This is a genomic window from Nocardioides ultimimeridianus, from assembly GCF_054777895.1.
In genome coordinates this window covers 54,809-80,993 of the sequence record NZ_BAAHAB010000005.1, presented here as the reverse complement: position 1 = coordinate 80,993, position 26,185 = coordinate 54,809, and the positions used below count along the sequence as shown (strand labels likewise).

The following is a 26,185-nucleotide window of genomic DNA, read 5'->3' as shown; positions in this document are numbered from 1 at the left end:
GCACCACCTAGGCTCGACCGCATGGAGGGCCTGTTCGACATCGCCGGCGGTACGCCGACGGGTGGGTCGCTGAGCGATGCGACCCATGCCGCGGCGCCGCTGGCGGTGCGGATGCGTCCGCGCACGCTCGACGAGCTCGTCGGGCAGTCCCAGCTCAAGGCGCCGGGCTCCCCGCTGCGGCAGTTGGTCGAGGACGACAAGGCGCTGTCGCTGCTGCTGTGGGGCCCGCCCGGCACCGGCAAGACGACGATCGCCTCGATCATCAGCCACCAGACCGGTCGCCGCTTCGTGGAGGTCTCCGCGGTGTCGGCCGGCGTGAAGGAGGTCCGCGAGTCGATCGACGCGGCGCGCGCCGAGCTGATGGCCAGCGGCCGGCAGACGGTGCTGTTCGTGGACGAGGTGCACCGCTTCAGCAAGGCCCAGCAGGACGCGCTGCTGCCCGGCGTCGAGAACCGCTGGGTGACGCTGGTCGCCGCCACCACCGAGAACCCCAGCTTCAGCGTGATCTCGCCGCTGCTGTCGCGCAGCCTGCTGCTGCGGCTGGAGTCCCTGACCGACGACGACATCGCGGCCGTGCTCGAGCGCGCGGTCGCCGACGAGCGGGGGCTGGCCGGCGCGGTCACCCTGACCGACGAGGCACGCGACCACATCGTCCGGCTGGCCGGGGGAGACGCGCGGCGCTCGCTGACCTACCTGGAGGCGGCCGCCGGTGCGGCGGTCCCGACGCCCGCCGGGCCGCAGATCACCGTCGAGGTGGCGGAGGCGGCCGCCGACCAGGCCGCGGTGCGCTACGACCGCGACGGCGACCAGCACTACGACGTGATCAGCGCCTTCATCAAGTCGATCCGCGGCAGCGACGCCGACGCGGCGCTGCACTACCTGGCGCGGATGCTCGAGGCCGGGGAGGACCCGCGGTTCATCGCACGCAGGCTGATCATCAGTGCCAGCGAGGACATCGGTCTGGCCGACCCGACGGCTCTCCCGACCGCGGTCGCGGCCGCCCAGGCGGTGCAGCTGATCGGCATGCCGGAGGCCCGGATCACCCTCGGGCACGCCACCGTGGCGCTGGCGGTCGCGCCGAAGTCGAACGCGGCGTACCTCGCGATCGGGAAGGCCATCGCCGACGTGCGTGCGGGGAGGATCGGCGCGGTCCCGGCCCACCTGCGCGACGCCCACTACGCGGGCGCGGCCAAGCTGGGCCACGGGCAGGGCTACGTCTACAGCCACGACGAGCCGTTCGGCATCGCCGAGCAGCAGTACCTGCCGGACGTGCTGGCGGACGCCGCCTACTACCGGCCGACCGAGCTCGGGAACGAGGCCGCGGTCAAGCAGCGGTGGGAGCGGATCCGGGCGATCATCAGAGGCAGGACATAGCCGACTAGGCTTGCTTCCCGTGATCCCGCTTCTCCTGCTGGTCGTGGCCGTGCTGGTCGGTGTCGTCGTGTGGCTGACGGGCCAGCTGCGCAGCGCCCGGGCCGAGCGCGACGCCGCCGACGCACGCCTCGCCGATGCCGCCGACGGCGCCGAGGCGCTGCGGGTACAGCTCACCGAGCTCGAGGCGCAGCTGCAGAGCCAGGCGCTGGCCTCCCAGCGGCTGGTCACCTCCGACCGTGCGCCGGTCGTCGTGGACGACCGCGAGTTCGTCATCACCGACCTGGCCCGCGAGCGCGCGCTCGTCCCCGGGATCCCGGCGGTGCCGCTCCCGTTCGTCGACACGCTGCTGCGCGAGAGCCTGGTCCGTACGGCGTCGCTGGCGGCCGGCCTGCGGCACGCCCTCGCGCCGGAGGTCCGCAACCGGATCCGGTTCGAGATGAAGCGCGAGGTCAAGCGCTCGCGCAAGCAGCGCAGGACCGACCTGCGCCAGGCGCGCCGCGAGTTCGAGGCGCGCCAGCGCGCGGGGATCGAGCTCACCGGATGAGGTCGCAGTGAGGCGCGGGCTCTGGTTCGGCGCCGGCATGGCGGCCGGCGTGTACGGCATGGTCCGGGCACGACGGGTCGCCGAGGCGTTCACGCCCGACGGCATCGGAGACCGGATGAAGGCCGCCACCCTCGGCGCCCGGATGTTCCGCGACGAGGTCGCGCAGGGCGTGGCCGACTCCGAGACCGACCTGCGCCGCCGGTTCGGGCTGCCGTCGCCCGAGCCCGGGATGCCCGCTCTCGAGGCATCCCCGACCGCCCAGTCACCCCAGAACGATCCGAAGGAAATCCGATGACCGGCTACCTGAGCAGCGCTGAGATCCGGCGCCGCTTCCTCGCGCACTTCGAGGGCAACGGGCACACCGTCGTACCCTCCGCGTCGCTGCTGCTCGACGACCCGAACCTGCTGTTCGTCAACGCCGGCATGGTGCCGTTCAAGCCGTACTTCCTGGGTCAGGAGACCCCGCCGTACCGGCGCGCCACCAGCGTGCAGAAGTGCGTGCGGACCCTCGACATCGAGGAGGTGGGCAAGACCACCCGGCACGGCACGTTCTTCCAGATGAACGGCAACTTCTCCTTCGGCGACTACTTCAAGGAAGGTGCCATCGGCTACGCCTGGGACCTGATCACCAAGTCCCAGGACGACGGTGGCCTCGGGTTCCCCGAGGACAAGATCTGGGTGACGATCCTCCCCGAGGACACCGAGGCGCGGGACTTCTGGCTGAAGGTGGGCGTCCCCGCCGACCGCATCCAGCCGCGGGGCCTGAAGGACAACTACTGGAACATGGGCGTGCCGGGCCCGGGCGGCCCGTGCAGCGAGATCTACATCGACCGCGGTCCGGAGTTCGGCCCGGACGGTGGCCCGGACGCCGACGAGGACCGGTTCCTGGAGATCTGGAACCTGGTCTTCATGCAGGAGGAGCTCTCCGCGGTCCGCGCCAAGGACGACTTCGACATCGCCGGCCCGCTGCCCAGCAAGAACATCGACACCGGCATGGGACTGGAGCGGGTCGCGTACCTGCTGCAGGGCAAGCACAACATGTACGAGATCGACACCGTCTTCCCGGTCATCGCGCAGGCCGAGGCCCTCAGCGGCAAGAAGTACGGCGCCGACCCGACCGACGACGTCCGCTTCCGGGTCGTCGCCGACCACATCCGCTCCGGCCTGATGCTGATCAACGACGGCGTCACGCCCGGCAACGAGGGCCGCGGCTATGTCCTGCGCCGCCTGCTGCGCCGCGCGGTCCGCAACATGCGCCTGCTCGGGTACGCCGATCCCTCACTGCCCGAGCTGCTGCCGGTCTCGCGCGACAAGATGGGCGAGACCTACCCTGAGCTCTACACCGAGTGGGACCGCATCGCCCGGGTCGCGTTCGCCGAGGAGGAGGCGTTCCGCAAGACCCTCCAGGCCGGCACGCAGATCTTCGACCTGGCAGCCGCCGAGGTGAAGGACGCCGGCGCCACGACGATCACCGGCGACAAGGCGTTCGCGCTGCACGACACCTACGGCTTCCCGATCGACCTCACCCTCGAGATGGCCTCCGAGGCCGGCCTGGCCGTCGACGAGACCGGCTTCCGCGAGCTCATGGCCGAGCAGCGCGCCCGTGCCAAGGCCGACGCCAGGTCCAAGAAGGGCGGCCACGCCGACACCACCGTCTACCGCGGCATCCTGGACGCCAACGGCCCGACCGAGTGGCTCGCCTACGAGACCCTCGAGACCGAGTCGAAGGTGCTCGCAGCGCTCAAGGAGGGCGCGCGGGTCGACGTCCTGCGCGAGGGCGAGGTGGGCGAGCTGGTGCTCGACCGCACCCCGTTCTACGCCGAGTCCGGCGGCCAGGTGGCCGACGCGGGCGTGATCGAGTACGCCGGGGCCAAGCTCGAGGTGCTCGACGTGCAGCGGCCGGTGCGCGGCCTGGTGGTCCACCAGGTGCGCGTCGTGGACGGCGAGCTGCCCTCCGAGGCGACCGGGCTGCACGCCAAGGTCGACCCCGAGTGGCGCATCGGCGCCCGCCAGGCGCACTCCGGCACCCACGTGGTGCACGCGGCCCTGCGCGAGGTGCTCGGCCCGACCGCGCTGCAGTCCGGCTCCTACAACCGGCCCGGCTACCTCCGCCTCGACTTCGGCTGGACCCAGGCGCTCACGCCCGGCCAGCTGACCGAGCTCGAGGAGGTCTCGAACAACGCGCTGCGCGCCGACCTGCCGGTGGGCTGGCAGTACATGACCCTCGCCGAGGCCAAGGACTGGGGCGCGATCGCCCTGTTCGGCGAGACCTACGACGACACCAAGGTGCGCGTCGTCGAGATCGGCGGCCCCTGGTCGCGCGAGCTCTGCGGTGGCACGCACGTGGACCACTCCAGCCAGATCGGGACCATCGTCATCCAGGGCGAGGCGAGCGTCGGCTCCGGCAACCGCCGGGTCGAGGCCCTCACCGGCGTCGAGGGCTTCCGCTACCTGGCCCGGGAGCGCGACGTGGTCGGCCAGCTCACCACGCTGCTCAAGACCCAGCCCGGCGACCTCGTCGGCCGTGTCGAGGACCTCGTGGACCGGCTGCGGCAGAGCGAGAAGGAGATCGAGCGCATCCGGCTCGCCCAGCTGCTCGCCGGTGGCGCGGGCCTGGCCGACGCCGCGGTCGACGTCAACGGCGTACGCCTCGTCGCGCAGCGGCTGGACGGAGCGGGCGGTGGCGACGTCCGCACCCTCGCGACCGACGTCCGGGCGCGGCTGCAGGGCGGCGCGCCCGCGGCGGTCGTGCTGATCGGTGCCGCCGACGGCAAGGCGGCCATCGTGGCGGCCCTCAACGACGCGGCGCAGTCCCGTGGCCTCTCGGCCGGCGAGCTGGTGCGCGTGGCGGCTCCGTTCCTGGACGGCAAGGGTGGCGGCAAGGCCGACATGGCCCAGGGCGGTGGCACCGACGTGTCCCGGATCGACGAGGCGCTGGCCGCCGTCACCGCGGCTGTGGCCGGAGCCTGAGGGGTGCGCTTCGGCGTACGGCTCGGCATCGACCCGGGGGAGGCCCGGATCGGTGTCGCGCGCAGCGATCCCAGCGGCATGCTGGCCACCCCCGTCGAGACGGTACGCCGGGGCAAGGGCGACCTGCGCAGGCTGGCCCGGCTGGTGGCCGACGCGGAGGCGTTCGAGGTCCTCGTGGGCCTGCCGCGCTCGCTGAACGGGCGCGAGACCGCCTCGACCGACAAGGCCCGCGACCTCGCCGTGCGCCTGGCCGCGAAGATCGCACCCGTGCCGGTGCGCCTCGTCGACGAGCGGCTCACGACCGTGAGTGCGGAGGCTATGCTGCGCGATCAGCGCAAGGGCGCCGATCGCCGGGCCGTCATCGACCAGGCCGCGGCGATGGTGATCCTGCAGCACGCGCTCGACAGCGAGCGCGCCACCGGCAACCCGCCGGGAGAGCTGGTCGTCACCGAGTCCGAGGAGTCCGATGAGTGATCCGACCGGGGTGCCCGGGTTCCACGGCAGCGAGACGCCGACGCCGCAGAACCACAGCCACCGCGCGCCGCGCCGTCGCCGCTCCGCGCCGGCCGCGCTCGTGCTGGTGGTCCTGCTCGTCGTTCTCGGCGGGATCGTGTACGCCGGCGGCAGCTGGCTCAAGGACCGGCTCGCCGGCGACCCGGACTACCCCGGCCCCGGCACCGGGCGGGTCAGCTTCACCATCGCGAAGGACGAGTCCATCCGCGAGATGGGCAACGCGCTGAAGAAGCTCGACGTCGTGAAGTCCTCCGACGCGTTCGTGTCGGCCGCCTCGCACAACGCCGACGCGACCGGGATCCAGCCGGGCAGCTACCTGCTGAAGCGCCAGATGAAGGCCTCCGACGTCGTGGCCGTGCTGGTCGACCCGGCCAACCTCGACCAGAGCGTCGTGACGATCCCCGAGGGCACCCGCACCGCAACGGTGATCGAGCTCGTCGCCGCGCACTCGAAGATCACGCGGGCCGCGCTGAAGCAGGCCCTGGCGAAGCCGGGCAAGCTGGGGCTCCCGGCGTACGCCCACGGCGACCCGGAGGGCTACCTGTTCCCGGCGACGTACACGATCTCGCCGAAGGAGACCGCGACCCAGCTGCTCACGCAGATGATCGCGAAGTTCAAGCAGGAGGCGGCATCGATCGACCTCGTCGGTGCGTCGAAGGCCGTGAACCTCGACCCGGAGCAGACCGTGATCGTGGCCAGCATCCTGGAGTACGAGGCCAGCCGCAGCGCGGACTACCCGAAGGTCGCCCGCGCGATCTACAACCGGCTGCGGATCGGGATGCCCCTGCAGTCCGACGCGACGGTCTCCTATGCCAACAACCTGACCGGCCAGGTGTGGACCACCGCCGCGGAGCGGGCCGTGCAGTCGGCGTACAACACCTACACCCACCAGGGACTGCCGCCGGGTGCCATCGGCAACCCGGGCATCGAGACCATCAAGGCCGCCCTGCACCCGGCCAAGGGGCCGTGGCTGTACTGGGTCGTGGTGAACCTCGCGACCGGGAAGACGGTGTTCTCGACGACGTACGCGCAGCACCAGGCCGCCACCGAGCAGCTGCGTCAGTACTGCAAGACCTCCGACGCCTGCTGATGCGCTGCGCGGTCATCGGCGACCCGATCGCCCACTCCCTGTCGCCGGTCCTGCACCGTGCCGGGTACGACGCGCTCGGCCTGGCCGGGTGGGAGTACGACGCCGTGCAGGTGCCGGCCGGTGGGCTGGCCGGCTTCCTGCGGACCACCGGCGACGACGTCCGCGGCCTGTCGGTCACGGCGCCGCTGAAGCGCGAGGCGCTCGCCGCGGCGATCGGCGTCACGGACCGCGCGCGACTGGCCGGCGGCGCGAACACGCTGGTGCGTGACCAGGACGACCTCGGGTGGCTCGCCGACAACACCGACCTGCCGGGCGCCGTGGCGGCGATCCGTGAGCGCTGGTCCGGTCCGCTGCGCGAGGGCGTCGTGCTCGGGGGCGGGGCGACCGCGGCCAGCACCGGCCTGGCTCTCATCGAGCTCGGGGTGGAGCGGCTCCGGCTCGCGGTCCGCGATCCCGGTCGGGCGGCCGAGACGATCGGTGCTCTGCTGGCGCACCCGAGGGCTCCCCAGGTCGACGTGATCCACCTGACCGACGCCCGGGCCGCCGACGTCGTCGTGTCGACGATCCCCGTCGCGGCCCAGTCGCCCGAGCTGGTCGCCCGCATGACCGGCACGCCGGTGCTCTTCGAGGTCACCTACAACACCTGGCCCACGCCGCTCTCCGCGGCCGCGGCCGACGCCGGTCACGTCGTGGTGTCGGGGCTCGACCTGCTGGTCCACCAGGCCGTGCTGCAGTTCGCGATGTTCACCGGTGAGCCCGGGCCGCTCGACGCGATGCGCACCGCCGGCGAGGCCGCGCTCGCCGCCCGCGCGCCGCGTCAGGGGAGCTGACTCACCACACGACGCCGCGGTCGACGACCAGGTTCGCCCCGGTCACCGAGCGCGCCGCGTCGGAGGCCAGGTACAGCAGGTTCTCGGCCACCTCGACCGGCGGCATGAACCCGGGCATGACCGACATGCTGCGGCCCACCAGGTTCCAGTCCGCGTCCTCGGGCAGGCCGGCCGCGGCGGCGGTGATCAGCGGGGTGTCGATGCCGCCGGGGGAGACGCAGTTGACCCGCACGCCGTGCTTGCCGAGCTCGATCGACAGCGCGCGCATGCCCACGACGAGGGCGGCCTTGGAGGCGCAGTACTGGACGTTGTAGGGCTGCGCCATGACGCCGGAGATCGAGGCGACCGACACGACGTTGCCGCCGCTGGCGATCAGCGCCTCGGAGAAGTCCTGGGCGAGCATGAGCGGCGCGAGCGCGTTGACGTCGAAGTGGCGGCGCAGGTCGCCCGCGGTGATCGAGCCGACCGCGGCGAACTTCTGGATGCCTGCCACGTTGCACAGCACGTCGAGCCCGCCGAGCGTGGCGAGGGCATCGGCCACGAAGGCGCCGCGCTGCGCGTCGTCGGCCAGGTCGCAGGGCACGACCCCGTCGGCGGGCGCGACGTCGGTGCCGACGACGGTGGCTCCCTCGGCGCGGAAGAGCTCGGCGACGACCTGGCCGAGACCACCGGCCGCTCCGGTGACGACGACGCGGCGGCCGGTGAAGCGCTGGGGGCGGGCGGGGGTGTCCATGGCGCTATGGTAGAACACGTTCTACTTAGCGCGGATGTGGAGGCCCGACGGTGGAGAAGATCGACGTCCTGCTCTGGAGCGACGAGGCCGCCCGTGCCGCCGCCGCGCTCGCCCTCCCCGGCCAGCGGGGCCTGCAGGTGTCCGTCGCGGCCGACCTGCCGAACGCCACGCTGCTCATGGGCGACGGCCCCCGGCTGCGCGGCCTGGCCGAGATCTGGGTCGACTCCGTCGACGTCTGGCCCACCCTCGCCGAGCAGGTGTCCGGGGATGCCTACCTGGTGACCGAGTCGGTGCCCCAGCCCGTCGCGGACGCGGCGGACGGGGAGCTGCTGACCCACCTGACCTGGTTCCCCAAGCCCGATCGCCTGACCGAGGACGAGTTCTTCCACGGCTGGCAGGTGGTGCACACACCGTCCTCGGCCGCGCTGCACCCGTTGCGGCAGGGTTACGTCCGCGACGCGGTCGCCCGCACGCTCACGCCCGGGAGCCCGCCGGTGCGCGCCATCGTCAGTGAGCTCTTCGCCGAGGACGTCTACCTCGACCCGACCCGCCTCTTCGGCCCGCCGGAGACGCTGGAGCGCACGATGGCCGAGCTCCCGCTGTACGCCGATCACGAGGCCATCTCCAGCCGACCGGTGCGCCGCCTTCGGTAGGTTGCCGCCATGGAGTGGCACCTCGTCCCGGCAGTCACGTGCGCCGTGATCGGTGCCGCCGGCGGCCTGCTGGTGCCGCGCATCATCGGCTCGGTCCCCGAGCCGGAGCCGGACCCGGACGAGAAGCCGGGGGAGTACCCCGCCAAGGTCCCGTACGCCGACCTGGCCGTCCGCCCGCGGCTGCTGCCCGGATCGGTGGTGGCCGCCGGCCTCGCCGGGGCCGCGCTGGGTGCGGCGCTCGGATGGAGCTGGGCACTGCCGTGGCTGCTGTTCCTGCTGCCCGTGGGGATCGCGCTCGCCGTCATCGACTACGTGACCTGGTACCTGCCCACGCGCATCATCCGTCCGTCGTACGCCGTGGTCGGGGTGCTCGTCCTCGTCGCGAGCGCCGCGCGGCCGGACTGGCGCTACGCGGCCGCCTCGGCGCTCGGGTTCGTGCTGATCGGGGGCTACTACGGGCTGATGTGGCGGATCAGCCCGCGGATGATGGCGCGCGGCGACGTACGCCTCGGTGCCCTGCTGGGCCTCGCCGTCGGACCGTTCGGCGTGATGACCCTGCTGCTCTCGGTCCTGCTCGCCGCGCTGTCGATGCTCGTCGCGCTGCCGGTGATGCGGCTGCTCGGCAACACCGTCAAGCGCGAGGAGGGCGTGCTGGGCGGCCTCGGCAAGCGGCACCTGCCCTTCGGTCCGTTCCTGCTCATCGGCGCGCTGCTCGCGGTGCTGCTGGGACAGGTCCTGCCCGTGGCCTGACCCCATGGGAGGATTGCCCCATGTTGCGCTGGTTGACCGCGGGGGAGTCGCACGGCCCCTCACTGGTCGCGATCCTCGAGGGCCTGCCCGCCCACGTCGAGGTCACGACCGATGACATCGCCGACTCGCTGGCCCGCCGCCGCCTGGGCTACGGCCGGGGCGCGCGGATGAAGTTCGAGCAGGACGAGGTCACGATCACCGGCGGCGTACGCCACGGTGAGACGCAGGGCGGCCCGGTCGCGATCCAGATCGGCAACACCGAGTGGCCGCGCTGGGAGAAGGTCATGGCTGCCGACCCGGTCGACGCCGACGAGCTGGCCGCGATGGCGCGCAACGCGCCGCTGACCCGGCCCCGCCCCGGCCACGCCGACCTGGCCGGCATGCAGAAGTACGACTTCGAGGACGCCCGCCCGCTGCTGGAGCGCGCGTCCGCTCGTGAGACGGCGGCCCGCGTCGCCCTCGGCCGCGTGGCCAGCAACTTCCTCGAGCAGGCGACCGGCGCGCGCATCGTGTCCCACGTCGTGGAGATCGGCGGTGTCCGTACGCCGACCCGCGACCTGCCCACGCCCGACGACGTCGCGCGGCTCGACGAGGACCCCGTCCGCTGCCTGGACCCCGACGGGTCGAAGCTGATGGTGGAGCGGATCGACCAGGCGCACAAGGACGGCGACACCCTCGGCGGTGTCGTCGAGGTCGTCGTCTACGGGCTGCCGCCGGGCCTCGGCTCGCACGTGCACTGGGACCGGCGCCTCGACGCGCGCCTCGCCGGTGCGCTGATGGGCATCCAGGCGATCAAGGGCGTCGAGGTCGGCGACGGGTTCGAGCTCGCCGCCACCCCGGGCACCCAGGCGCACGACGAGATCGTCAAGGAGGACGGAGTGATCCGGCGTACCTCCGGACGCTCCGGCGGCACCGAGGGCGGCATGACCACGGGCGAGGCCCTGCGGGTCCGCGCCGCCATGAAGCCGATCGCCACCGTCCCGCGGGCGCTGCGCACCATCGACGTTGCGACCGGCGAGGAGGCCGTTGCCCACCACCAGCGCTCCGACGTGTGCGCGGTCCCGGCCGCCGGGATCGTCGCCGAGGCCATGGTCGCGCTCGTGCTCGCCGACGCCGTGACCGAGAAGTTCGGCGGCGACTCGCTGGGCGAGACCAAGCGCAACGTCGACAGCTACCTCGAGAACCTGCGCTACCGGTGACCGCTCCGCGCGCGGTCCTCGTGGGACCGATGGGCGCCGGCAAGACCACGGTCGCGCGGCTGCTCGGCCGGCGCTGGGACCTGCCGGTCCGCGACACCGACGACGACGTCGTCACCGCGACGGGTCGCGAGATCCAGGACATCTTCGTCACCGACGGCGAGGCCGCGTTCCGCGCGCTCGAGCGCGACGCCGTCGCGACCGCGCTGGCCGAGCACGGTGGCGTGCTGAGCCTGGGCGGTGGAGCGGTGCTCGATCCCGCGACCCGCGCGGCGCTGCAGGGTCACGCGGTCGTCTTCCTCAAGGTGGGCCTGTCCGACGCCGTACGCCGGATCGGCCTGGGCGAGAGCCGTCCCGTGCTCAACCAGGCCGTGGGCGGGGTCCGCACCCGGATCAAGTCCCTGCTCGACGAGCGCACCCCGATCTATGAGTCCGTCGCGACGATCACCGTCGACACCGACGGCCGCTCTCCCGAGGCGGTCGCCGACGAGATCGCCGAGCGGCTCGGAGCCTGAGAGCGCAGACGGAAGGGCCATGGGCCGGCTGACCCATGGCCCCTCCGTCGGGTCCGTCGTCGTCGCTCAGCCGACGCTGTTCCTGGCGGCGGCCGTCACGGTGACGCCGTCGGCCAGCTCGCGGATCTGGGCGTCGGACAGCGTGATCGTCGGCCAGACCTGGATCACGACGGTGCGGCCGTCGGTGGAGTAGCGGAAGGTCTTGGTGCCCTCGCCGTTGGTGGTGATCGTCCCGGCGGAGCCGTCCACGTCGATCGGCCCGGTCGTGCCCGGGGCCGTGGGCGCGGACGTCCCGGCGACCCGCTCGCGCGTCCCGTCCCGGTGGACCAGCCAGACGCCCCGCCCGTTCTTGACGAGCATGTCGCCACGCTGCGACCGCACCACGTGGCGCGGTGCGGTGCTCGTCCCGGCGGGGGCGTTCGCCTCCACGCTCACCACGATCTTCCCCTCGAAGTCGTCCAGGCTGCTGGTGTCGCCGGGCTTCGCGATGTCCAGGGAGTACGCCGTGGCGCCCTGCAGCACGAAGCCGTCGGGCACCTTGGCCACGGTGAAGCCGGGCAGCTGGGCGCCCGTGTAGTCGACGAGGCGGACCCCGGCGCTGTGCGACGAGGGGGCGGACGTCACCACGGCGGTCGTGACGCCGCCCAGCGCGAGGGCGCAGGCGGCGACACCGGCGCCGCGGACGGCACGCCGGCGCCCGACGGCCCGCCGGCCGCGGCGTACGTCCGCCGAGACGGTCGCGTCGTCGGTCGGGACGGGAGCGGTGCGCAGGGCACCGAGCTGGTCGAGCAGGTCGTTCATGACTGGTTCCTCTCCAGGGGCGGGTTCAGGGACAGCTGCGCGCGGAGCTTGTCGAGCGCACGGGCGGTCTGGCTCTTGACGTTGCCGGTCGAGCAGCCGAGGACCTCGGCGACCTCCTCGACGGAGCGGTCCTCGACGTGCCGGAGCACGACGACGGCCCGCATCCGCGGGGGCAGCGCGAGTAGTGCGGCCACCAGGTCGGCGTCGACCGGGGCAGCGGAGGCGACGGCGGGCCGGTCCGGCACCGTGTCGGCGTTGTGCTCGCGACGCACCCACGGTCGGCGGCGGTGGTCGATGAAACAGTTGACCAGGGTGCGGCGGGCGTACCCGCCCACGTTCATGCGCCGCACCCGGCCCCACGCCACGTAGAGCCGCACGAGCGCGGTCTGGACGAGGTCCTCGGCCAGGTGCGGGTCGCCGGTCAGGTGCAGGGCGGTGGCGAGCAGCTCGCCCCGGTGGTCCCGGACGAACGCCTCGTACTCGTCCTCGTGGTCGCGTCTCACAGCCCTCCAACGGATGGGACCCGCCCTGGGGTTGCATCTAGGCTCGGCGTCATGAGCGAGACCGTGCTGCACGTGGGCGGAGCATCGCCGTACGACGTCGTGATCGGGCGCGGGATCGCCGGCCGGCTGCCGGCCGTCCTCGGCGATCAGGTCCAGCGGGTCGCGTTCCTGTACGCCGCCGAGCTGGCCGAGCTCGCCGAGCCGGTGCTCGACGTGCTGCGTCCGTCCTACGACGTCCTCGCGCTCGGCCTGCCGAGCGGGGAGCAGGCCAAGACGGCCGACGTCGTCGCGGAGTGCTGGGACGCGCTGGGGGAGTCGGGCTTCACCCGGTCCGACGCCGTGGTGACCTTCGGCGGGGGAGCGACCACCGACGTGGGCGGCTTCGTGGCCGCGTCGTGGCTGCGGGGTGTCCGGGTCGTGCACGTCCCGACCACGCTGCTCGCCATGGTCGACGCGGCGGTCGGCGGCAAGACCGGCATCAACACCGCCGCCGGCAAGAACCTGGTGGGCGCCTTCCACGAGCCCGCCGGGGTGCTGGTCGACCTGGACACGCTGCTCACGCTGCCGCGCGAGGAGCTCGTCGCCGGCATGGGCGAGGTCGTCAAGTGCGGCTTCATCGCCGACCCCGAGATCCTGGCGCTGGTCGAGAAGGACCCCGCCGCTGCCACCGACCCCGCGGGCGAGATCCTGCCCGAGCTCGTGCAGCGCGCGATCCAGGTCAAGGTCGACGTGGTCGTCGCCGACCTCAAGGAGACCGGGGGAGCAGACAGCCACCCCGGCCGCGAGGTGCTGAACTACGGCCACACGATGGCGCACGCGATCGAGCGGGCCGAGGGCTTCACCATGCGCCACGGCGAGGCCGTCGCGATCGGCTGCTGCTACGTGGCCGAGCTCGCCCGGCGCACCGGTCACATCGACGACGCGCTCGCCGCCCGGCACGCCGCTGCCTTCGCGGCCGTCGGCCTGCCCACGACCTACGCCGGCGCCGACTTCGACACGCTGCTGGCCGGCATGCGCGTCGACAAGAAGTCGCGCGGCAACACGCTGCGCTTCGTGGTCCTCGACGACCTGGCCGCGCCGGTCGTGCTCACCGGGCCGAGCGAGGCCGACCTGCGGGCGGCGTACGACGTCATGGCGGGTGGCGCGCGATGAGGGTGCTGGTGCTCAACGGCCCCAACCTGGGCCGTCTGGGCAAGCGTCAGCCCGAGATCTACGGGCACACCACCCATGCCGAGCTCGCCGACCTCTGCGTGCGGTGGGGCGCCGATCTGGGGCTCGAGGTCGAGGTGCGCCAGACCAACCACGAGGGCGAGCTGCTCGACTGGCTCAACGAGGCAGCCGACGACGCCACCCCGGTCGTCCTCAACGCCGCCGCGTGGACCCACTACTCGCTGGCCCTGTACGACGCCTGCGCCCAGCTGACCGCGCCGCTGGTCGAGGTCCACATCTCCGAGCCCAAGGAGCGCCCGGAGGTCTTCCGGCACACCTCCTACGTCGAGCCGCACGCGATCGCGACGATCAGCGGTCGCGGCATCGAGGGCTACCGCCTCGCCCTCGCGGAGCTCACACAGGCGTAGCGGTCGTGCGCGGCTCGACGGTGCGCCGCAGCCGCAGGAGTGCCCGGTGCCGCGCGACGCGGACGGCGGTCACCGACATGTCCAGCGCCGCGGCGGTCTGCCGCGCATCCAGTCCCGCGACCTCCATCGCCGCCAGGACGTCGGCCTCCCGGGGCGAGAGGGTCGCGAGCTGACGGCTTACCCAGTCGCTCGCGGCGACGGACTCGGCGACCCCGTCGACCACGCCCCACAGCTCGGGGCGCAGGTCGCTGTCGGTCGGGTCGGTACGCCGGCGCTCGCTCCGGCGTTGCACGTTGAGCGAGACGTTGCGGGCGATGCCGAAGAGCCAACCCGCGAAGGCGTCCCGGTCGCCGGTGAAGTCCGCGATGGACTGCGCCGCGACCAGCCAGGTCTCGGACACGACGTCCTCAGGGCCGACGGCGACGTCGCGGCTCGGCCGGGTGCGCAACCAGACCAGCAGACGCCCGGTGGTGGCTTCGTACAGCTCACTCCAGGCGTCCGCCTCTCCGCTCCTCGCGCGCTCGACGAGGTCGTCGCGGTTCGTCACGCGCCGTCCTGGCCTCCGCTGATCCCGAGTGCGCTGCTGGACGTGCTGCCGTCATGGCCGCTCGTACCACGGTCGGTGCCGCTGGTCGGGTCGCCCGAACCACCGCCTCCGCTGCTCCCACCGCGACCACTCGTGTCGCTGGTGCCGGAGGCGGTGGGGCTCGGGTCGTCCCGTCCGCTGCCGCTCGTGCCGCCGTCTCCGCCGCTGGTCCCGTCGCCGGACCCGGAGCCGGACCCACTGGTGTCGCCGCTCGTGTCGTCCGACCCGCTCGATCCGCTCGACCCGGAGCCGTCGTCACTGCCGCTGGTGCCGGTGCTGTCGTCACCGCCGCGGCTGCCGCTGCCAGAGCCTTGGTCGTCGCCGGAGGTGCCCTGGTGGTTCTCGGGCGACCGATCGTCGCCCGTCCGCCCGCCGTGGTCGTGGTCATCGGTCCCCGCGGGGGACGTGTCGTCCTCCTCCGGGACCGACGTCGCGTCGTCGCTCGCGGTGGAGCTCGGCGTCGCCACCGCGGTCGTGGGCCTGTGCGGGTGCGGCGAGCGGTCGCTGTCGATGTGCGCGGCCGCCAGGGCGCCCGCGCCGCTCACGGCGATCACGGTCGCCGCTGCGGCGACACCGACGACCCAGCGCGGGGTGGCGCTGCCCGCCGTGGTGGGCACCGACGCGGCCGCGAGCAGTCCGAGCTGCTCGGAGAACGCCGGGTCCGCCGGTGTGGTCGGAACAGGGACCGTGAGGTCGGGATCGGGTCGTGTCATGGCTCTTCCTGGTGCCGGGTCGGCCCGCTCAGCGTAGCGTCGCGGAGCAGGCCCACCCGGTCGTCGGACCGATCAGCCGCGGCCGCTGTGGCCACCGTCGTCCGTGGCGTCGTCGGTCGGGTCGTCGGTCGGCGTGGGCGTCTCGGACTGGTCGTCGCCGCGGCCCTGGTGGTCGCCCTCGGTCTCGGTGGCCTCGGGGGTCTCCGGCGCCTCGGACTCGTTGTCGTCGCCCTGGCCGTCGTCGCCCTGGCTGTCATCGCCCTGGCTGTGGTCGCCCTGGCTGTGGTCGCCCTGGCTGTGGTCGCCGTGGTGATCGCCCTCGCCCTGGCTGTCGTCACCCTGGTCGTCGGTCGCGGCCTCGGACGGGTCGTCGGTCTGGTCGGCGTCGGGGGACTCGGTCTCCGGCGTGTCGGTCTCGGTGGCCTCCGGCGTCTCGGGGGCCTCGGTCTCCGGGGTCTCGGTGGCGTCGGTGGAGGGAGCGTCGGTCGGGTCGACCTGGGAGCTGCCGCCGGGCGACGTCGTGGCCGCTTCGACGGCGTACGCGCCTCCGAGCGTGCCGAGGATGAGGGCGGTCGATCCGGCGGCGATCTGGAACGGGCTGAGCTTGCGCATGGGTCTACTCCTGTCCGAGAGCGGGTGGGTGGCGGGCACGTCCCGTCGTGCTCGGTCACTCCGCTCATGTCACCGAGGAGCCGGGGCATTACATGCCTCGGTGGTCCGTGCCGCCGTCGTACCGTTCCCGCGGCCGGGGCGACCCGTCACCGGTTTCGGAACTCGCGTCCCCGACGACTAGACTCGGGCGCCGCTCGGTACGCCGAGCGACCGGACCTACGCGCGCGGGCGAGCCCGCGTCGTACTTCTTTGACACACTCAGGACATCGGCAGGGGCGAGAGACGCGCATGGCAACCACGAACGACCTCAAGAACGGCATGGTCCTCAACCTCGAGGGTCAGCTCTGGACCGTGGTGGAGTTCCAGCACGTGAAGCCGGGCAAGGGCCCCGCCTTCGTCCGCACCAAGCTCAAGCACGTCGAGACGGGCAAGAACGTCGACAAGACCTTCAACGCCGGCACCAAGGTCGAGACGGCCACCGTCGACAAGCGGACCTACCAGTACCTCTACAACGACGGCCAGAACTACGTGTTCATGGACGGCACCACCTACGAGCAGGTCGAGGTCGAGCCGGAGATCGTCGGCGACGCCGCGAACTTCATGCTCGAGAACACCGACGTCATCATCGCGATGAACGAGAGCCGGGTCCTGTACGTCGAGCTCCCCGCGTCGGTCGAACTCACCATCACCTACACCGAGCCGGGCGTCATGGGCGACTCCGCCACCGGCCGCACCAAGCCGGCGACCCTCGAGACCGGTGCCGAGATCCAGGTCCCGCTGTTCATCGAGAACGGCGAGAAGATCAAGGTCGACACCCGCGACGGCGGCTCCTACCTCTCCCGCGTGAAGGGCTGATGTCCGCCCGGAGCAAGGCTCGCAAGCGCGCGCTCGACGTCCTGTACGCCGCCGACATGCGCGGCGAGACCGGCGTCGAGGCGCTGGCCCGGGTCTCGGCCGAGTCCGAGGCGCCGAGCAACCCCTACACCGAGGTGCTGGTGCGCGGGGTCACCGAGCACCAGGAGCGCATCGACGAGGTCCTCCAGGAGTACGCCGAGGGCTGGACCCTCGCGCGGATGCCCGCCGTGGACCGCAACGTGCTGCGCATCGGCGCCTTCGAGATCCTCTTCGCCGAGGACATCCCGGACCCGGTGGCGGTCAGCGAGGCGCTCGCGCTGGTGACCGAGCTGTCGACCGACGAGTCGCCGTCGTTCGTCAACGGCGTCCTCGGCGCGATCGTGCGCTACAAGTCCGCCCTCATCTGAGGCGGCTCTGACGCTGGTCCCCTGACCACGACCTCCGTAGGGTCGGTCCCATGACCGACTCCACGGAGGTTGATGTCGTTGTCCTCGGGCTCGGGCCCGGCGGCGAGCACGCTGCGGCGGAGCTCGCGAAGGCCGGGCTCGAGGTGGTCGGCGTCGATCGCCGGCTGGTGGGCGGCGAGTGCCCCTACTTCGGCTGCATCCCCTCGAAGATGATGGTGCGGGCGGCCGGCCTGGTCGCCGAGGCGCGGCGGATCCCCGGTGTCGCCGGGGCCGTCGAGGTCCGGCCCAGCTGGGACCCGGTCGCGCGCCGCATCCGCGACGAGGCCACCGACGACTGGGACGACAAGGTCGCGGTGGAGCGCCTCGAGAAGGCCGGCGCGCGCTTCGTGCGGGGGACCGGTCGGCTGACCGGGCCGCGCACCGTCCGGGTCGACACCGCCGACGGGCCGGTGGACCTGACCGCCCGCCGCGGCGTCGTGCTCAACACCGGCACCGAGCCGGCGGTCCCGCCGATCGACGGGCTGGCGGACACGCCGTACTGGACCAACCGCGACGCGGTGCAGGTGACGACGCTGCCGGAGAGCCTGGTCGTGCTGGGCGGGGGAGCGATCGGCTGCGAGCTCGCCCAGGCGTTCGCCCGCTTCGGCGTACCGGTGACGGTGGTGGAGGCCGGGGAGCGCATCCTCGGGCCGGAGGAGCCGGAGGCGTCCTCGGTGGTGACCGAGGCGCTGGAGGCCGACGGTGTCACCGTCCTGACCGGAGTCGGGGCCTCCGCGGTGCGTCACGACGGTGGCTTCGAGCTCACCCTCGCCGACGGTACGTCGATCCGCTCCGCCGAGCTGCTGGTGGCGGCCGGCCGGCGGACCAACCTGGCCGACATCGGGCTGGATGCAGTCGGCCTCGACCCGTCCGTCCGTGCGCTGGACCCCGACGAGCAGATGCGCGTCGCGGACGGGCTCTGGGCGATCGGCGACATCACCGGCAAGGGCGCGTTCACCCACGTGTCGATGTACCAGGCGGCGGTGGCGATCCGCTCGATCCTCGGCCAGGACGGGCCGTGGGCGGACTACCGCGCCGTGGGCCGGGCGACCTTCACCGACCCGGAGGTCGGGTCGGTCGGCATGACCGAGAGGCAGGCGCGCGAGGCCGGCATCGACGTGCAGGTCGGCGTCACCGACCTCGCCTCCTCCAGCCGCGGTTGGCTGCACGGTCCTGGCGGCGCCGGGGTGATCAAGCTCGTCGCCGATGCGAGCAGGGGCATCCTGATCGGCGGCACGACCGTCGGCCCCTCCGGTGGGGAGATGCTCGGCTGGGTCGCGACCGCGGTCCATGCCGAGGTGCCGATCGCCACGCTGCGGGCCATGCACTTCGCCTATCCGACCTTCCACCGCGCCATCGAGACGGCACTCGCAGACCTCGCTTGACTGAGGGCCTGACAGGGGGATTGGAGCGGTCCGCGCTCGGGTAGGTTGGCCTCGCCGTACAACCTGCTCGGAGGTGGTGCCCGGTGAGTCAGCCCGCAGATCCCGTCGGTCCGGACCCGATGTCCGGACTCGGTCCGCGCCCCACAGTGCCGCCCCCGGTCGGCCCGCCGCCGACGTACCCGCCGGCCGCACCGCCAGCGCCGGCCGCCCCGGTGGCCGAGGAGCCGCGCCGGTTCATGTCGGCCACCGACTTCCTCGACCGCCGCGACAGCAGCGCCGAGCTCGGCCCGGCGACGTGGGGCTGGCGTGGCCGCGTACGCCGCTGGAGCGGCGGCCTGATCCGCCCGCGGATGGGCGCCAAGGAGCTGTCCCACCACCAGGACCGCCGCCAGATCCAGAAGGACTTCGACGGCCCGCGGACGATCGCGTTTGTCAACCCGAAGGGAGGCGCGGCGAAGACGACCGGCGTCCTGGCGGCCGGCTACACCTTCGGCACCGTCCGTGGTGGCGGCGTGGTGGCGTGGGACAACAACGAGACCCGCGGCACGCTCGGCATCCGCGGCTCGCGCAGCGCGCACCGCAACACCACCCGTGAGCTGCTCGAGGACCTCGGCCGGTTCAAGGACGTCTACCAGTCGCGGATCGGCGACCTCGGCGCGTTCGTGCGCTCCCAGGGCGACGCGCACTTCGACGTGCTCGCCTCCGACGAGCGCCCCGACGTCACCGGCCAGATCCACGCCAAGGACTTCACCGAGGTCCACCACCTGCTCGAGCGCTTCTACCGGGTGATCCTGGTCGACACCGGCAACAACATGCGTGCCGAGAACTGGCTGGCCGCCGCCGAGGCCGCCGACCTGCTCGTCGTCACCAGCACCATCCGCGAGGACACCGGCTACAGCGGCCTGTGGATGCTCGACGCCCTCCAGGACGCCGGCTACCAGAACCTCAAGTACAAGACCGTGACGGTGCTCTCCGATCCCAGCGACAAGGTCGACCCGAAGCTGGCCGCCGACCTCACCCAGGTCTACGAGCAGCGCACCCGCTCGGTCTACCGGATGCCCTACGACCCGGCGCTCGTCTCCGGCTCGGTCGTGCCCTACGACCAGCTCTCCGAGGCCACGAAGCGGGCCTGGCTGCGGGCGTGTGCGGGGATGGCCGGCGCCCTCTGACGTCGACGGTCATTGCCGCGTGATGTCCGACGCCGCGGCGATCGTGCTGCTCCGCAACACGCGGTTTGCGCCGAGGATCTCGAGGCCGATGATCCGGCCATCCGCATCGAAGTCGACTGCGATGGCGGCGCGGTCCAGGGGAACGTCGGCGACCCGCGTCTGCGTGACCTCGCCCGGCGCGACTTCGTCGACTAGGTAGATGTAAGCGGCGTCCGCCTCGCGGTCATGGGTCATGCGCATGAGGTGATCCTCCACGCCCGCGGGCCGCAGCGTCCCCTCTTCTGTTTCGTGCTCGAGCGAGGAGTGGCGTGGCAGCATCACGATGTGACTCCCGAATCGCCGCTTTCTGTCGATCTGACTGATGACGAACGGCGCTTGCTGCGCGCGGCGTTGTTGGATTGGGGCGGGCCCGCGAACCCGACGGACGAAATCGCGGTGGCCATGGGGTTCGCCGATGCTGCGACACTCTCGCGAGATGCCTGGGCACTGTGGAAGCGGATCGAGGAGACCGGCGCTCTGTCGCTGGCCGATTGGAGGCGCGTCCTGTTGGCGGTCGAGGTGGTGATTGTCAGCGACGTCGTCGGGTCCGGGCTGGACTGGTCGATCACTTCAGGCATCTCTGACGAGGAGTCGATCGACCTTCTGCGCGGTCTCCAGCGGAAGTTGCCGCGCTGGCGGAACAGCGTCCAGTTCGCCTTGACGAGGAGCGGGGCGGTCGAGGTGGTCGATCACGACCGGATCAATCCCGGGACGTCCGCCTAGAGAGCATGAAGCGGGCCTGGCTGCGGGCGTGTGCGGGGATGGCCGGCGCCCTCTGACGCATCCTCCTCGGGTCCTCGGGTACGGAGGGGGCGTCCGCATCCCGATCGAACGAGAAGGAGATCGACATGGGTCTCGACGACAAGCTCCAGAACACCGCCCAGGAGAAGATGGGCGAGGCCAAGGAGGCGTTGGGCAAGGCCGGCGACGACAAGGACCTCGAGAACGAGGGCAAGGCCGACCAGGTCAAGGGCGGCCTCAAGCAGGCCGGCGAGAAGGTCAAGGACGCCTTCAGCTGATGCCCTGAGCGGCCCAGCCGCGAAAGAACGTGACGACGGAGGGACTCTCGGGTCCCTCCGTCGTCGTCTGTCCGGCCGGGCCCAGGCCACGTGAGCGATCGGCGGAAGCGGGTACCCGCCCCTTATGACTGATTTCGGCTACACCCTGATGACCGAGCAGAGCGGACCCCGCGACCTGGTCGAGTACGCCGCCGCCGCGGAGCGGGCCGGCTTCGACTTCGAGGTCTGCAGCGACCACTACTCACCCTGGCTGGAGGAGCAGGGGCACGCGCCGTACGCGTGGTCGGTGCTGGGCGCGGTCGCCCAGGCGACCGAGCGCGTGGGGCTGATGACCTACGTGACCTGTCCCACCGTGCGGTACCACCCGGTCGTGGTCGCCCAGAAGGCCGCGACGCTGGCCCTGCTGTCCGAGGACCGGTTCACGCTGGGGCTCGGCGCGGGCGAGCGGCTCAACGAGCACGTGGTGGGCGAGGGCTGGCCCGGCGTCGAGACGAGGCACGCGATGCTGGTCGAGGCGATCGAGCTGATCCGCAGCCTGCTGGACGGCGAGACCGTCGACCACGCCGGCGAGTTCTACGCGGCCGACGCCGCGAGGCTCTGGGACCTCCCCGATCGCCCCGTCCCCATCGGTACGGCGGTGAGCGGGCCGCGCTCGATCAAGGCCCTCGCACCGCTGGCCGATCACCTGATCGCCGTCGAGCCGTCCGCCGACATCGTCGAGAAGTGGAACGCGACCGGTGGCGCCCCGCGGGTCGGCGACCCCGCGCGGGCCATCGGCCAGGTCCCGATCTGCTGGGCACCGGACGAGGCCGAGGCCCGCAAGCTCGCGCACGAGCAGTTCCGCTGGTTCGGCGGCGGCTGGGGCGTCAACGCCGACCTTCCCGACGTGCGCGGCTTCGACGCGGCCAGCCAGTACGTCCGCGAGGAGGACGTCGCGGGCTCCATCCCGTGCGGGCCCGACCTCGACGCGATCGCGGAAGCGGTGCTGGCCTACCCGCGCGCCGGCTTCACCGACGTCGCCATGGTGCAGGTCGGCGACCGCTACCAGCGGCAGTTCCTCGACGAGGCGGCCGAGCCGCTGCTGGAGCGGCTGCGCTCGGCCGGCTGACCGCACGGGGTAGGGTGGGCTCGACGTTCGACACCTTTAACGAGCCGTCCCGTGAGGCGGAGAAGGAGTCAGGCGCTGATGCCTGCAGAGCACCCGTCCCCAGGACGTGTCGTCCTGGATGCTGACGACGTCGGCCGAGCGCTGACCCGCATCTCGCACGAGATCCTCGAGCGCAACAAGGGCGCCGAGGACCTCCTCCTGCTGGGCCTGCACACCCGCGGCGTGCCGCTGGCGCAGCGGATCGCGGCCAAGATCGCCGAGGTGGAGGGTACGACGGTCGCGACCGGCTCGCTGGACGTGACGATGTACCGCGACGACCTGCGCTCGCACCCGACGCGCAGCCCGCACCAGACCCACATCCCCGCGGGCGGGATCGACGGCAAGACGGTGGTGCTCGTCGACGACGTGCTGTTCAGCGGCCGCACGATCCGTGCCGCGCTCGACGCGCTCAGCGACCTCGGCCGACCCGCCGTCGTACGGCTCGCGGTGCTGGTCGACCGCGGCCACCGCGAGCTGCCGATCCGTGCCGACCACGTCGGCAAGAACCTGCCGACCGCGCGCTCCGAGCGGGTCAGCCTGCGCCTGGTCGAGACCGACGGGGAGGACGAGGTGACCATCCGATGAGGCACCTGCTCAGCATCGACGACGTCGACGCCGCCCAGATCCAGGAGATCTTCGCGACGGCCGCCGAGATGCACGACGTGCAGAAGCGGGCGGTCAAGAAGCTGCCGGCCCTGCGCGGCCGCACCGTCATCAACCTGTTCTTCGAGGACTCCACCCGCACCCGGTCCAGCTTCGAGATCGCCGGCAAGTGGCTCTCGGCCGACGTCATCAACATCTCCGCCAAGGGCTCGAGCACCTCCAAGGGGGAGAGCCTGCGCGACACCGTCCTCACGGTGACCGCGATGGGGATCGACGGCCTGGTCGTGCGCCACTCCGCGAGCGGCGCCGCGCAGCAGATCAGCCGCTGGATCGACGTACCGGTCATCAACGCGGGCGACGGCACCCACGAGCACCCCACCCAGGCGCTGCTCGACGGCTACACGCTGACCCGCCGGCTGGGGAGCCTGGAGGGCAAGCACGTCGCCATCGTCGGCGACCTGACCCACAGCCGGGTCTTCCGCAGCAACATCAAGAGCCTGGCCAAGCTGGGCGCGAGGGTCACCGTCGTCGCGCCGCCGACCCTGATGCCCTCGGGCGTCGGCGACTGGTCGAAGGCGGAGGGGTTCGCGACGTCGTACGACCTCGACCCGGTGCTGCCCGAGGTGGACGCGGTGATGATGCTGCGGGTCCAGAAGGAACGCATGAGCGGCGGCTACTTCCCGACCGCCCGCGAGTACACCGTCGGCTACGGCCTCACCCGCGCCCGGCTCGGCCTGCTCCGGCCCGGGACCCCGATCCTGCACCCCGGCCCGATGAACCGCGGCCTGGAGATCTCGGCCGAGGCCGCCGACGCCATCGACCAGTCGGCCGTGCTCGACCAGGTCTCCGCCGGCGTCGCCGTGCGGATGGCCGTCCTGTACCACCTGCTGGCCGGACCGGAAGAGGGAGCGACGCCGTGAGCGTGCTGATCAGGGGAGCGCGGATCCTGGGCGGCGACGTCGCCGATGTGTACGTCGAGGACGGTGTCATCACCGAGATCGGCGCCATCCACGGCTCCACCGGCGGGACCGTCGACGCCGACGGACTCGTGCTGCTGCCCGGCTTCGTCGATCTGCACACCCACCTGCGCGAGCCTGGCCGCGAGGACGCCGAGACGATCCTGTCCGGCTCGCAGGCCGCCGCGGTCGGTGGATTCACCGCCGTGCTGGCCATGGCCAACACCAACCCGGTCACCGATACCGCCGAGGCCGCCGAGCGCGTGCTCGACCTCGGCGAGAAGGCCGGCCTGGTCGACGTCCAGCCGGTGGGCGCGGTCACCAAGGCGCTGGCTGGCGAGGAGCTCGCCGAGCTCGGCCTGATGGCCCGGTCCCGCGCGCGGGTGCGGGTCTTCTCCGACGATGGGAAGTGCGTGGCGGACCCGCGGGTCATGCGACGCGCGCTGGAGTACGTCAAGGCCTTCGGCGGCGTGGTCAGCCAGCACAGCCAGGACCCGGCGCTGGCGCCGTACGGGAGCGCCTGCTGCCACGAGGGCGAGCTGTCCGGAAGGCTCGGCCTGCCGGGCTGGCCCGGCGTCGCCGAGGACGTCATCGTCGCGCGCGACGTCATGCTCGCCCGCCACACCGGCAGCCGCGTGCACGTGGCGCACGTGTCGACCGCCGGCTCCGTCGAGGTCGTGCGCTGGGCCAAGTCGCAGGGCATCGACGTGACCGCCGAGGTCACGCCGCACCACCTGCTGCTGACCACCGACCTGCTGACCGGCTACGACCCGACGTACAAGGTCAACCCGCCGCTGCGGCCGGCCGAGGACGTCGAGGCGCTGCGCGCCGCGCTCGCCGACGGCACCATCGACGCCGTCGCGACCGACCATGCCCCGCACGCCCGGCACGACAAGGAGCACGCGTTCGTCGACGCGGCCTTCGGCATGCTCGGCCTGGAGACGGCGCTGTCGGTCGTCGCCACCGTCATGGTCGAGAACGGCCTGCTCGACTGGGCCGGTGTCGCGCGGGTGATGAGCGAGAGCCCCGCCCGGATCGCCGGCCTGGACGGGCACGGCCAGCAGATCGCGGTCGGCTCGCCGGGGAACCTCACGCTGGTCGACCCGTCGGCGAAGGTCACCATCGACCGTGACGCCTCGGTCTCGCTCAGCCGCAACAACCCGTGGCACGGCCGTGAGCTCACCGGCCGGGTGGTCGGCACCTTCCTGCGCGGACGGCCGACGGTCCTGGACGGCTCCCTGGTCTGAGCGGCCCGGAAGCGGCAGGATCGCGCCATGGACTTCAACGAGCAGATCATCGCGGCCTTCCGCGCCCACGGCGGGGACGTCCAGGAGCCGGTGGCGTTCGGCAAGGTGCTGATCCTCGTCCACATCCCGCGCAAGGACGGGTCGGTGCGGCCCCAGCCGCTGCGCAACGTGTCCGACGGCGACGCCTGGATGGTCGCCGGCTCGGCCGGCGGCTCCTCGAAGACGCCGGCGTGGGTGCACGGCCTGCGCCGCGCCGGGGAGGTCGACATCGAGGTGCCCGCGGACCCCACGCCCGAGACCGTGCGGGTGCGTGTCGAGGAGCTCGACGGAGCGGCGTACGACCGCGCCTGGCAGTCCTTCAAGGACACCGAGCCGGGGTTCGCGGAGTACGAGCAGCAGGCCGGCGGACGCCGGATCCCGGTCTTCCGGTTCACCCGCGCCTGACGTCGAGCGGATGCTCGTCGGACTGGTCTGCGCCGCGGGGACCTCTCTCTGCTACGGCGCGGGCTCGGTCCTGCAGGCGATGGCCGCGGGCACGACCGAGAGCACGGCGCTGGTCTCCCCGAGGCTGCTCCTGCGGGTGATGGGTGCGTGGCGCTACCTGGTCGGCCTGGTCCTGGACGCGGTGGGCTTCCTGCTCGCCCTCGCGGCGCTGCGCACCCTGCCGTTGTACGTCGTCCAGTCGGTCGTCGCGAGCTCGCTCGCGGTGACGGCCGTCCTGGGTGCGCTCGTGCTGCGGACCCGTCTCGATGCGGCCACGAGGGTCGCCCTCGTGCTGGTGGTGGCCGGACTCGGGTTGGTGAGCCTGTCGGCCGCCCCGGAGACTGCGACCGAGCCGGCCCGCGCCCTGGAGTGGCTGCTGCTCGTCCTCGCCGGCCTGCTCGTGCTGGCCTGCGTGCTGCTGGCGCGGATGCCCGGCGGCCGCGGCGCGGGAGCACTGGGCGGGGCGGCCGGCCTGGCGTTCGGTCTGGTGGCGGTCAGCGCCCGGCTGCTGTCGGCAAGGACGACCCACGGCTCGCTCGGTGCGATCGTCGGACAGCTGCTGGCCAGCCCGGCGTCGTACGCACTGCTGGGCGCGGCGCCCCTGGGCCTCGCGGCCTACGCGATCGCGCTGCAGCGGGGCACCGTGGTCCAGGCGACCGCACCGCTGGTGGTGGGGGAGACGGTGCTGCCGGCGCTCGTCGGGATCGCGCTGCTCGGCGACCATCCGCGCCCCGGCTGGACCGCGCCCGCCGTCGCCGGGCTGGTGCTCGCCACCGCGGCCGCGGTCATGCTGTCCCGCTTCGGCGAGGTGGCGCCGGTGCCAGCCGGCACGCTCCCGGCTGGTAGTGTCGCCGACGAACCGAACGTCCTTTAACG

At 72.6% G+C, this 26,185-nt stretch carries 32 protein-coding genes; 25 read left to right on the top strand and 7 right to left on the bottom strand.

Features of this window, described 5'->3' with window-relative positions; translation table 11 throughout:
• The first annotated feature begins 21 nt into the window (after positions 1 to 21).
• Genes ACYU8V_RS05630 through ACYU8V_RS05600 form a run of 7 tightly spaced genes read left to right on the top strand, consistent with a single transcriptional unit; the run spans position 22 to position 7,321 of the window.
• Positions 22 to 1,374, top strand: a complete 1,353-nt coding sequence (locus ACYU8V_RS05630; protein ID WP_460845812.1) for a replication-associated recombination protein A — start codon at positions 22 to 24, stop codon at positions 1,372 to 1,374.
• Between the two features lie 19 nt (positions 1,375 to 1,393).
• Positions 1,394 to 1,918, top strand: coding sequence for a hypothetical protein (locus ACYU8V_RS05625; protein ID WP_460845811.1), 525 nt, complete (start codon positions 1,394 to 1,396; stop codon positions 1,916 to 1,918).
• A gap of 7 nt (positions 1,919 to 1,925) precedes the next feature.
• Entirely contained in the window at positions 1,926 to 2,213 is a 288-nt protein-coding gene (locus ACYU8V_RS05620) for a DUF6167 family protein (protein ID WP_460845810.1), read from the top strand.
• A complete protein-coding gene (alaS, locus tag ACYU8V_RS05615) occupies positions 2,210 to 4,888 on the top strand; it encodes an alanine--tRNA ligase (RefSeq protein WP_460845808.1) in 2,679 nt (892 codons plus the stop codon). The genes ACYU8V_RS05620 and alaS overlap by 4 nt, the downstream gene beginning before the upstream one ends.
• A gap of 3 nt (positions 4,889 to 4,891) precedes the next feature.
• Complete coding sequence (ruvX, locus tag ACYU8V_RS05610) at positions 4,892 to 5,362, top strand: Holliday junction resolvase RuvX (protein ID WP_460845806.1); 471 nt, start codon at positions 4,892 to 4,894, stop codon at positions 5,360 to 5,362.
• Positions 5,355 to 6,491: an endolytic transglycosylase MltG gene (mltG, locus tag ACYU8V_RS05605; RefSeq protein ID WP_460845805.1), complete on the top strand. Its 1,137-nt coding sequence runs from the start codon at positions 5,355 to 5,357 to the stop codon at positions 6,489 to 6,491. The genes ruvX and mltG overlap by 8 nt, the downstream gene beginning before the upstream one ends.
• The gene (locus tag ACYU8V_RS05600) at positions 6,491 to 7,321 is read left to right on the top strand and encodes a shikimate dehydrogenase (RefSeq protein WP_460845804.1); all 831 of its coding nucleotides are present in this window, start codon (positions 6,491 to 6,493) and stop codon (positions 7,319 to 7,321) included. The genes mltG and ACYU8V_RS05600 overlap by 1 nt, the downstream gene beginning before the upstream one ends.
• Position 7,322: 1 nt before the next feature.
• Here the strand turns inward: ACYU8V_RS05600 and ACYU8V_RS05595 are convergent, their stop codons facing one another.
• Positions 7,323 to 8,054, bottom strand: coding sequence for an SDR family NAD(P)-dependent oxidoreductase (locus ACYU8V_RS05595; RefSeq protein ID WP_460845803.1), 732 nt, complete (start codon positions 8,052 to 8,054; stop codon positions 7,323 to 7,325).
• A gap of 50 nt (positions 8,055 to 8,104) precedes the next feature.
• Here ACYU8V_RS05595 and ACYU8V_RS05590 point away from each other — a divergent pair, with 50 nt between their 5' ends.
• From ACYU8V_RS05590 to ACYU8V_RS05575, 4 genes are read left to right on the top strand one after another with little or no spacing between them, the layout of a single operon-like run.
• On the top strand, positions 8,105 to 8,707 hold the full coding sequence (locus ACYU8V_RS05590; protein ID WP_460845801.1) for a hypothetical protein: 603 nt from the start codon (positions 8,105 to 8,107) through the stop codon (positions 8,705 to 8,707).
• A gap of 9 nt (positions 8,708 to 8,716) precedes the next feature.
• Complete coding sequence (locus tag ACYU8V_RS05585) at positions 8,717 to 9,457, top strand: prepilin peptidase (RefSeq protein ID WP_460845799.1); 741 nt, start codon at positions 8,717 to 8,719, stop codon at positions 9,455 to 9,457.
• Positions 9,458 to 9,477: 20 nt separating this feature from the next.
• Positions 9,478 to 10,656: a chorismate synthase gene (aroC, locus tag ACYU8V_RS05580; protein ID WP_460845797.1), complete on the top strand. Its 1,179-nt coding sequence runs from the start codon at positions 9,478 to 9,480 to the stop codon at positions 10,654 to 10,656.
• The gene (locus tag ACYU8V_RS05575; protein ID WP_460845794.1) at positions 10,653 to 11,168 is read left to right on the top strand and encodes a shikimate kinase; all 516 of its coding nucleotides are present in this window, start codon (positions 10,653 to 10,655) and stop codon (positions 11,166 to 11,168) included. Before aroC ends, ACYU8V_RS05575 begins: the two co-directional genes overlap by 4 nt.
• A 66-nt stretch (positions 11,169 to 11,234) precedes the next feature.
• On the opposite strand, the gene ACYU8V_RS05570 is transcribed toward ACYU8V_RS05575, so the two are convergent.
• The gene (locus ACYU8V_RS05570; protein WP_460845792.1) at positions 11,235 to 11,969 is read right to left on the bottom strand and encodes a hypothetical protein; all 735 of its coding nucleotides are present in this window, start codon (positions 11,967 to 11,969) and stop codon (positions 11,235 to 11,237) included.
• A complete protein-coding gene (locus ACYU8V_RS05565; protein WP_460845790.1) occupies positions 11,966 to 12,472 on the bottom strand; it encodes a SigE family RNA polymerase sigma factor in 507 nt (168 codons plus the stop codon). The genes ACYU8V_RS05570 and ACYU8V_RS05565 overlap by 4 nt, the downstream gene beginning before the upstream one ends.
• Positions 12,473 to 12,523: 51 nt before the next feature.
• Between ACYU8V_RS05565 and aroB the strand changes: the two genes are divergently transcribed.
• Together aroB and ACYU8V_RS05555 are read left to right on the top strand one after the other, a co-directional pair.
• Complete coding sequence (gene aroB, locus ACYU8V_RS05560; RefSeq protein ID WP_460845789.1) at positions 12,524 to 13,624, top strand: 3-dehydroquinate synthase; 1,101 nt, start codon at positions 12,524 to 12,526, stop codon at positions 13,622 to 13,624.
• Entirely contained in the window at positions 13,621 to 14,049 is a 429-nt protein-coding gene (locus ACYU8V_RS05555; protein ID WP_460845787.1) for a type II 3-dehydroquinate dehydratase, read from the top strand. Before aroB ends, ACYU8V_RS05555 begins: the two co-directional genes overlap by 4 nt.
• Here ACYU8V_RS05555 and ACYU8V_RS05550 read toward each other — a convergent pair.
• The 3 genes from ACYU8V_RS05550 to ACYU8V_RS05540 all read right to left on the bottom strand — a co-directional run bounded on the left by ACYU8V_RS05550 (position 14,036) and on the right by ACYU8V_RS05540 (position 15,960).
• A complete protein-coding gene (locus ACYU8V_RS05550) occupies positions 14,036 to 14,596 on the bottom strand; it encodes an RNA polymerase sigma factor (protein WP_460845786.1) in 561 nt (186 codons plus the stop codon). The genes ACYU8V_RS05555 and ACYU8V_RS05550 overlap by 14 nt on opposite strands.
• Positions 14,593 to 15,348 (bottom strand): hypothetical protein, encoded by a 756-nt coding sequence (locus ACYU8V_RS05545; RefSeq protein ID WP_460845785.1) that lies wholly within the window; start codon positions 15,346 to 15,348, stop codon positions 14,593 to 14,595. The genes ACYU8V_RS05550 and ACYU8V_RS05545 overlap by 4 nt, the downstream gene beginning before the upstream one ends.
• Before the next feature lie 72 nt (positions 15,349 to 15,420).
• Entirely contained in the window at positions 15,421 to 15,960 is a 540-nt protein-coding gene (locus ACYU8V_RS05540) for a hypothetical protein (RefSeq protein ID WP_460845784.1), read from the bottom strand.
• Between the two features lie 288 nt (positions 15,961 to 16,248).
• On the opposite strand from ACYU8V_RS05540, the gene efp reads away from it, so the two are divergent.
• The 4 genes from efp (at position 16,249) to ACYU8V_RS05520 (ending at position 19,815) form a co-directional block, all read left to right on the top strand.
• Positions 16,249 to 16,815, top strand: coding sequence for an elongation factor P (gene efp, locus ACYU8V_RS05535; protein ID WP_460845783.1), 567 nt, complete (start codon positions 16,249 to 16,251; stop codon positions 16,813 to 16,815).
• Positions 16,815 to 17,222: a transcription antitermination factor NusB gene (gene nusB / locus ACYU8V_RS05530; RefSeq protein WP_460845782.1), complete on the top strand. Its 408-nt coding sequence runs from the start codon at positions 16,815 to 16,817 to the stop codon at positions 17,220 to 17,222. The genes efp and nusB overlap by 1 nt, the downstream gene beginning before the upstream one ends.
• A gap of 50 nt (positions 17,223 to 17,272) precedes the next feature.
• The gene (locus ACYU8V_RS05525; RefSeq protein ID WP_460845780.1) at positions 17,273 to 18,646 is read left to right on the top strand and encodes a dihydrolipoyl dehydrogenase family protein; all 1,374 of its coding nucleotides are present in this window, start codon (positions 17,273 to 17,275) and stop codon (positions 18,644 to 18,646) included.
• A gap of 83 nt (positions 18,647 to 18,729) precedes the next feature.
• On the top strand, positions 18,730 to 19,815 hold the full coding sequence (locus ACYU8V_RS05520; protein WP_460845779.1) for a MinD/ParA family ATP-binding protein: 1,086 nt from the start codon (positions 18,730 to 18,732) through the stop codon (positions 19,813 to 19,815).
• 9 nt (positions 19,816 to 19,824) lie between these two features.
• Here the strand turns inward: ACYU8V_RS05520 and ACYU8V_RS05515 are convergent, their stop codons facing one another.
• Positions 19,825 to 20,055: a DUF2283 domain-containing protein gene (locus ACYU8V_RS05515; protein ID WP_460845777.1), complete on the bottom strand. Its 231-nt coding sequence runs from the start codon at positions 20,053 to 20,055 to the stop codon at positions 19,825 to 19,827.
• Positions 20,056 to 20,058: 3 nt separating this feature from the next.
• On the opposite strand from ACYU8V_RS05515, the gene ACYU8V_RS05510 reads away from it, so the two are divergent.
• The 8 genes from ACYU8V_RS05510 to ACYU8V_RS05475 all read left to right on the top strand — a co-directional run bounded on the left by ACYU8V_RS05510 (position 20,059) and on the right by ACYU8V_RS05475 (position 26,183).
• Positions 20,059 to 20,577 (top strand): hypothetical protein, encoded by a 519-nt coding sequence (locus tag ACYU8V_RS05510; protein WP_460845776.1) that lies wholly within the window; start codon positions 20,059 to 20,061, stop codon positions 20,575 to 20,577.
• 125 nt (positions 20,578 to 20,702) lie between these two features.
• Positions 20,703 to 20,873 carry a CsbD family protein gene (locus ACYU8V_RS05505; RefSeq protein ID WP_460845775.1) on the top strand — a complete coding sequence of 57 codons (171 nt, stop codon included), beginning with the start codon at positions 20,703 to 20,705 and terminating at the stop codon, positions 20,871 to 20,873.
• Between the two features lie 124 nt (positions 20,874 to 20,997).
• Entirely contained in the window at positions 20,998 to 21,981 is a 984-nt protein-coding gene (locus ACYU8V_RS05500) for a TIGR03557 family F420-dependent LLM class oxidoreductase (RefSeq protein WP_460845774.1), read from the top strand.
• Between the two features lie 78 nt (positions 21,982 to 22,059).
• Positions 22,060 to 22,605, top strand: a complete 546-nt coding sequence (pyrR, locus tag ACYU8V_RS05495) for a bifunctional pyr operon transcriptional regulator/uracil phosphoribosyltransferase PyrR (protein ID WP_460845773.1) — start codon at positions 22,060 to 22,062, stop codon at positions 22,603 to 22,605.
• Positions 22,602 to 23,543, top strand: coding sequence for an aspartate carbamoyltransferase catalytic subunit (locus tag ACYU8V_RS05490; protein ID WP_460845772.1), 942 nt, complete (start codon positions 22,602 to 22,604; stop codon positions 23,541 to 23,543). Before pyrR ends, ACYU8V_RS05490 begins: the two co-directional genes overlap by 4 nt.
• Complete coding sequence (locus ACYU8V_RS05485; protein ID WP_460845770.1) at positions 23,540 to 24,826, top strand: dihydroorotase; 1,287 nt, start codon at positions 23,540 to 23,542, stop codon at positions 24,824 to 24,826. Before ACYU8V_RS05490 ends, ACYU8V_RS05485 begins: the two co-directional genes overlap by 4 nt.
• 27 nt (positions 24,827 to 24,853) lie before the next feature.
• A complete protein-coding gene (locus ACYU8V_RS05480) occupies positions 24,854 to 25,270 on the top strand; it encodes a nitroreductase family deazaflavin-dependent oxidoreductase (protein ID WP_460845769.1) in 417 nt (138 codons plus the stop codon).
• Between the two features lie 10 nt (positions 25,271 to 25,280).
• Positions 25,281 to 26,183 carry a hypothetical protein gene (locus ACYU8V_RS05475; protein ID WP_460845767.1) on the top strand — a complete coding sequence of 301 codons (903 nt, stop codon included), beginning with the start codon at positions 25,281 to 25,283 and terminating at the stop codon, positions 26,181 to 26,183.
• The last annotated feature ends 2 nt before the right edge of the window (positions 26,184 to 26,185 follow it).

What these genes read in the sequence shown, in the direction of transcription:
- ACYU8V_RS05630 (WP_460845812.1), top strand. Translation starts at nt 22, where the DNA reads ATGGAGGGCCTGTTCGACATCGCCGGCGGTACGCCGACGGGTGGGTCG.
- alaS (WP_460845808.1), top strand. Translation starts at nt 2,210, where the DNA reads ATGACCGGCTACCTGAGCAGCGCTGAGATCCGGCGCCGCTTCCTCGCG.
- mltG (WP_460845805.1), top strand. Translation starts at nt 5,355, where the DNA reads ATGAGTGATCCGACCGGGGTGCCCGGGTTCCACGGCAGCGAGACGCCG.
- ACYU8V_RS05600 (WP_460845804.1), top strand. Translation starts at nt 6,491, where the DNA reads ATGCGCTGCGCGGTCATCGGCGACCCGATCGCCCACTCCCTGTCGCCG.
- ACYU8V_RS05595 (WP_460845803.1), bottom strand. Translation starts at nt 8,054, where the DNA reads ATGGACACCCCCGCCCGCCCCCAGCGCTTCACCGGCCGCCGCGTCGTC.
- ACYU8V_RS05585 (WP_460845799.1), top strand. Translation starts at nt 8,717, where the DNA reads ATGGAGTGGCACCTCGTCCCGGCAGTCACGTGCGCCGTGATCGGTGCC.
- aroC (WP_460845797.1), top strand. Translation starts at nt 9,478, where the DNA reads ATGTTGCGCTGGTTGACCGCGGGGGAGTCGCACGGCCCCTCACTGGTC.
- ACYU8V_RS05570 (WP_460845792.1), bottom strand. Translation starts at nt 11,969, where the DNA reads ATGAACGACCTGCTCGACCAGCTCGGTGCCCTGCGCACCGCTCCCGTC.
- aroB (WP_460845789.1), top strand. Translation starts at nt 12,524, where the DNA reads ATGAGCGAGACCGTGCTGCACGTGGGCGGAGCATCGCCGTACGACGTC.
- ACYU8V_RS05555 (WP_460845787.1), top strand. Translation starts at nt 13,621, where the DNA reads ATGAGGGTGCTGGTGCTCAACGGCCCCAACCTGGGCCGTCTGGGCAAG.
- ACYU8V_RS05545 (WP_460845785.1), bottom strand. Translation starts at nt 15,348, where the DNA reads ATGACACGACCCGATCCCGACCTCACGGTCCCTGTTCCGACCACACCG.
- ACYU8V_RS05540 (WP_460845784.1), bottom strand. Translation starts at nt 15,960, where the DNA reads ATGCGCAAGCTCAGCCCGTTCCAGATCGCCGCCGGATCGACCGCCCTC.
- efp (WP_460845783.1), top strand. Translation starts at nt 16,249, where the DNA reads ATGGCAACCACGAACGACCTCAAGAACGGCATGGTCCTCAACCTCGAG.
- nusB (WP_460845782.1), top strand. Translation starts at nt 16,815, where the DNA reads ATGTCCGCCCGGAGCAAGGCTCGCAAGCGCGCGCTCGACGTCCTGTAC.
- ACYU8V_RS05525 (WP_460845780.1), top strand. Translation starts at nt 17,273, where the DNA reads ATGACCGACTCCACGGAGGTTGATGTCGTTGTCCTCGGGCTCGGGCCC.
- ACYU8V_RS05515 (WP_460845777.1), bottom strand. Translation starts at nt 20,055, where the DNA reads ATGCGCATGACCCATGACCGCGAGGCGGACGCCGCTTACATCTACCTA.
- ACYU8V_RS05505 (WP_460845775.1), top strand. Translation starts at nt 20,703, where the DNA reads ATGGGTCTCGACGACAAGCTCCAGAACACCGCCCAGGAGAAGATGGGC.
- ACYU8V_RS05500 (WP_460845774.1), top strand. Translation starts at nt 20,998, where the DNA reads ATGACTGATTTCGGCTACACCCTGATGACCGAGCAGAGCGGACCCCGC.
- pyrR (WP_460845773.1), top strand. Translation starts at nt 22,060, where the DNA reads ATGCCTGCAGAGCACCCGTCCCCAGGACGTGTCGTCCTGGATGCTGAC.
- ACYU8V_RS05490 (WP_460845772.1), top strand. Translation starts at nt 22,602, where the DNA reads ATGAGGCACCTGCTCAGCATCGACGACGTCGACGCCGCCCAGATCCAG.
- ACYU8V_RS05480 (WP_460845769.1), top strand. Translation starts at nt 24,854, where the DNA reads ATGGACTTCAACGAGCAGATCATCGCGGCCTTCCGCGCCCACGGCGGG.
- ACYU8V_RS05475 (WP_460845767.1), top strand. Translation starts at nt 25,281, where the DNA reads ATGCTCGTCGGACTGGTCTGCGCCGCGGGGACCTCTCTCTGCTACGGC.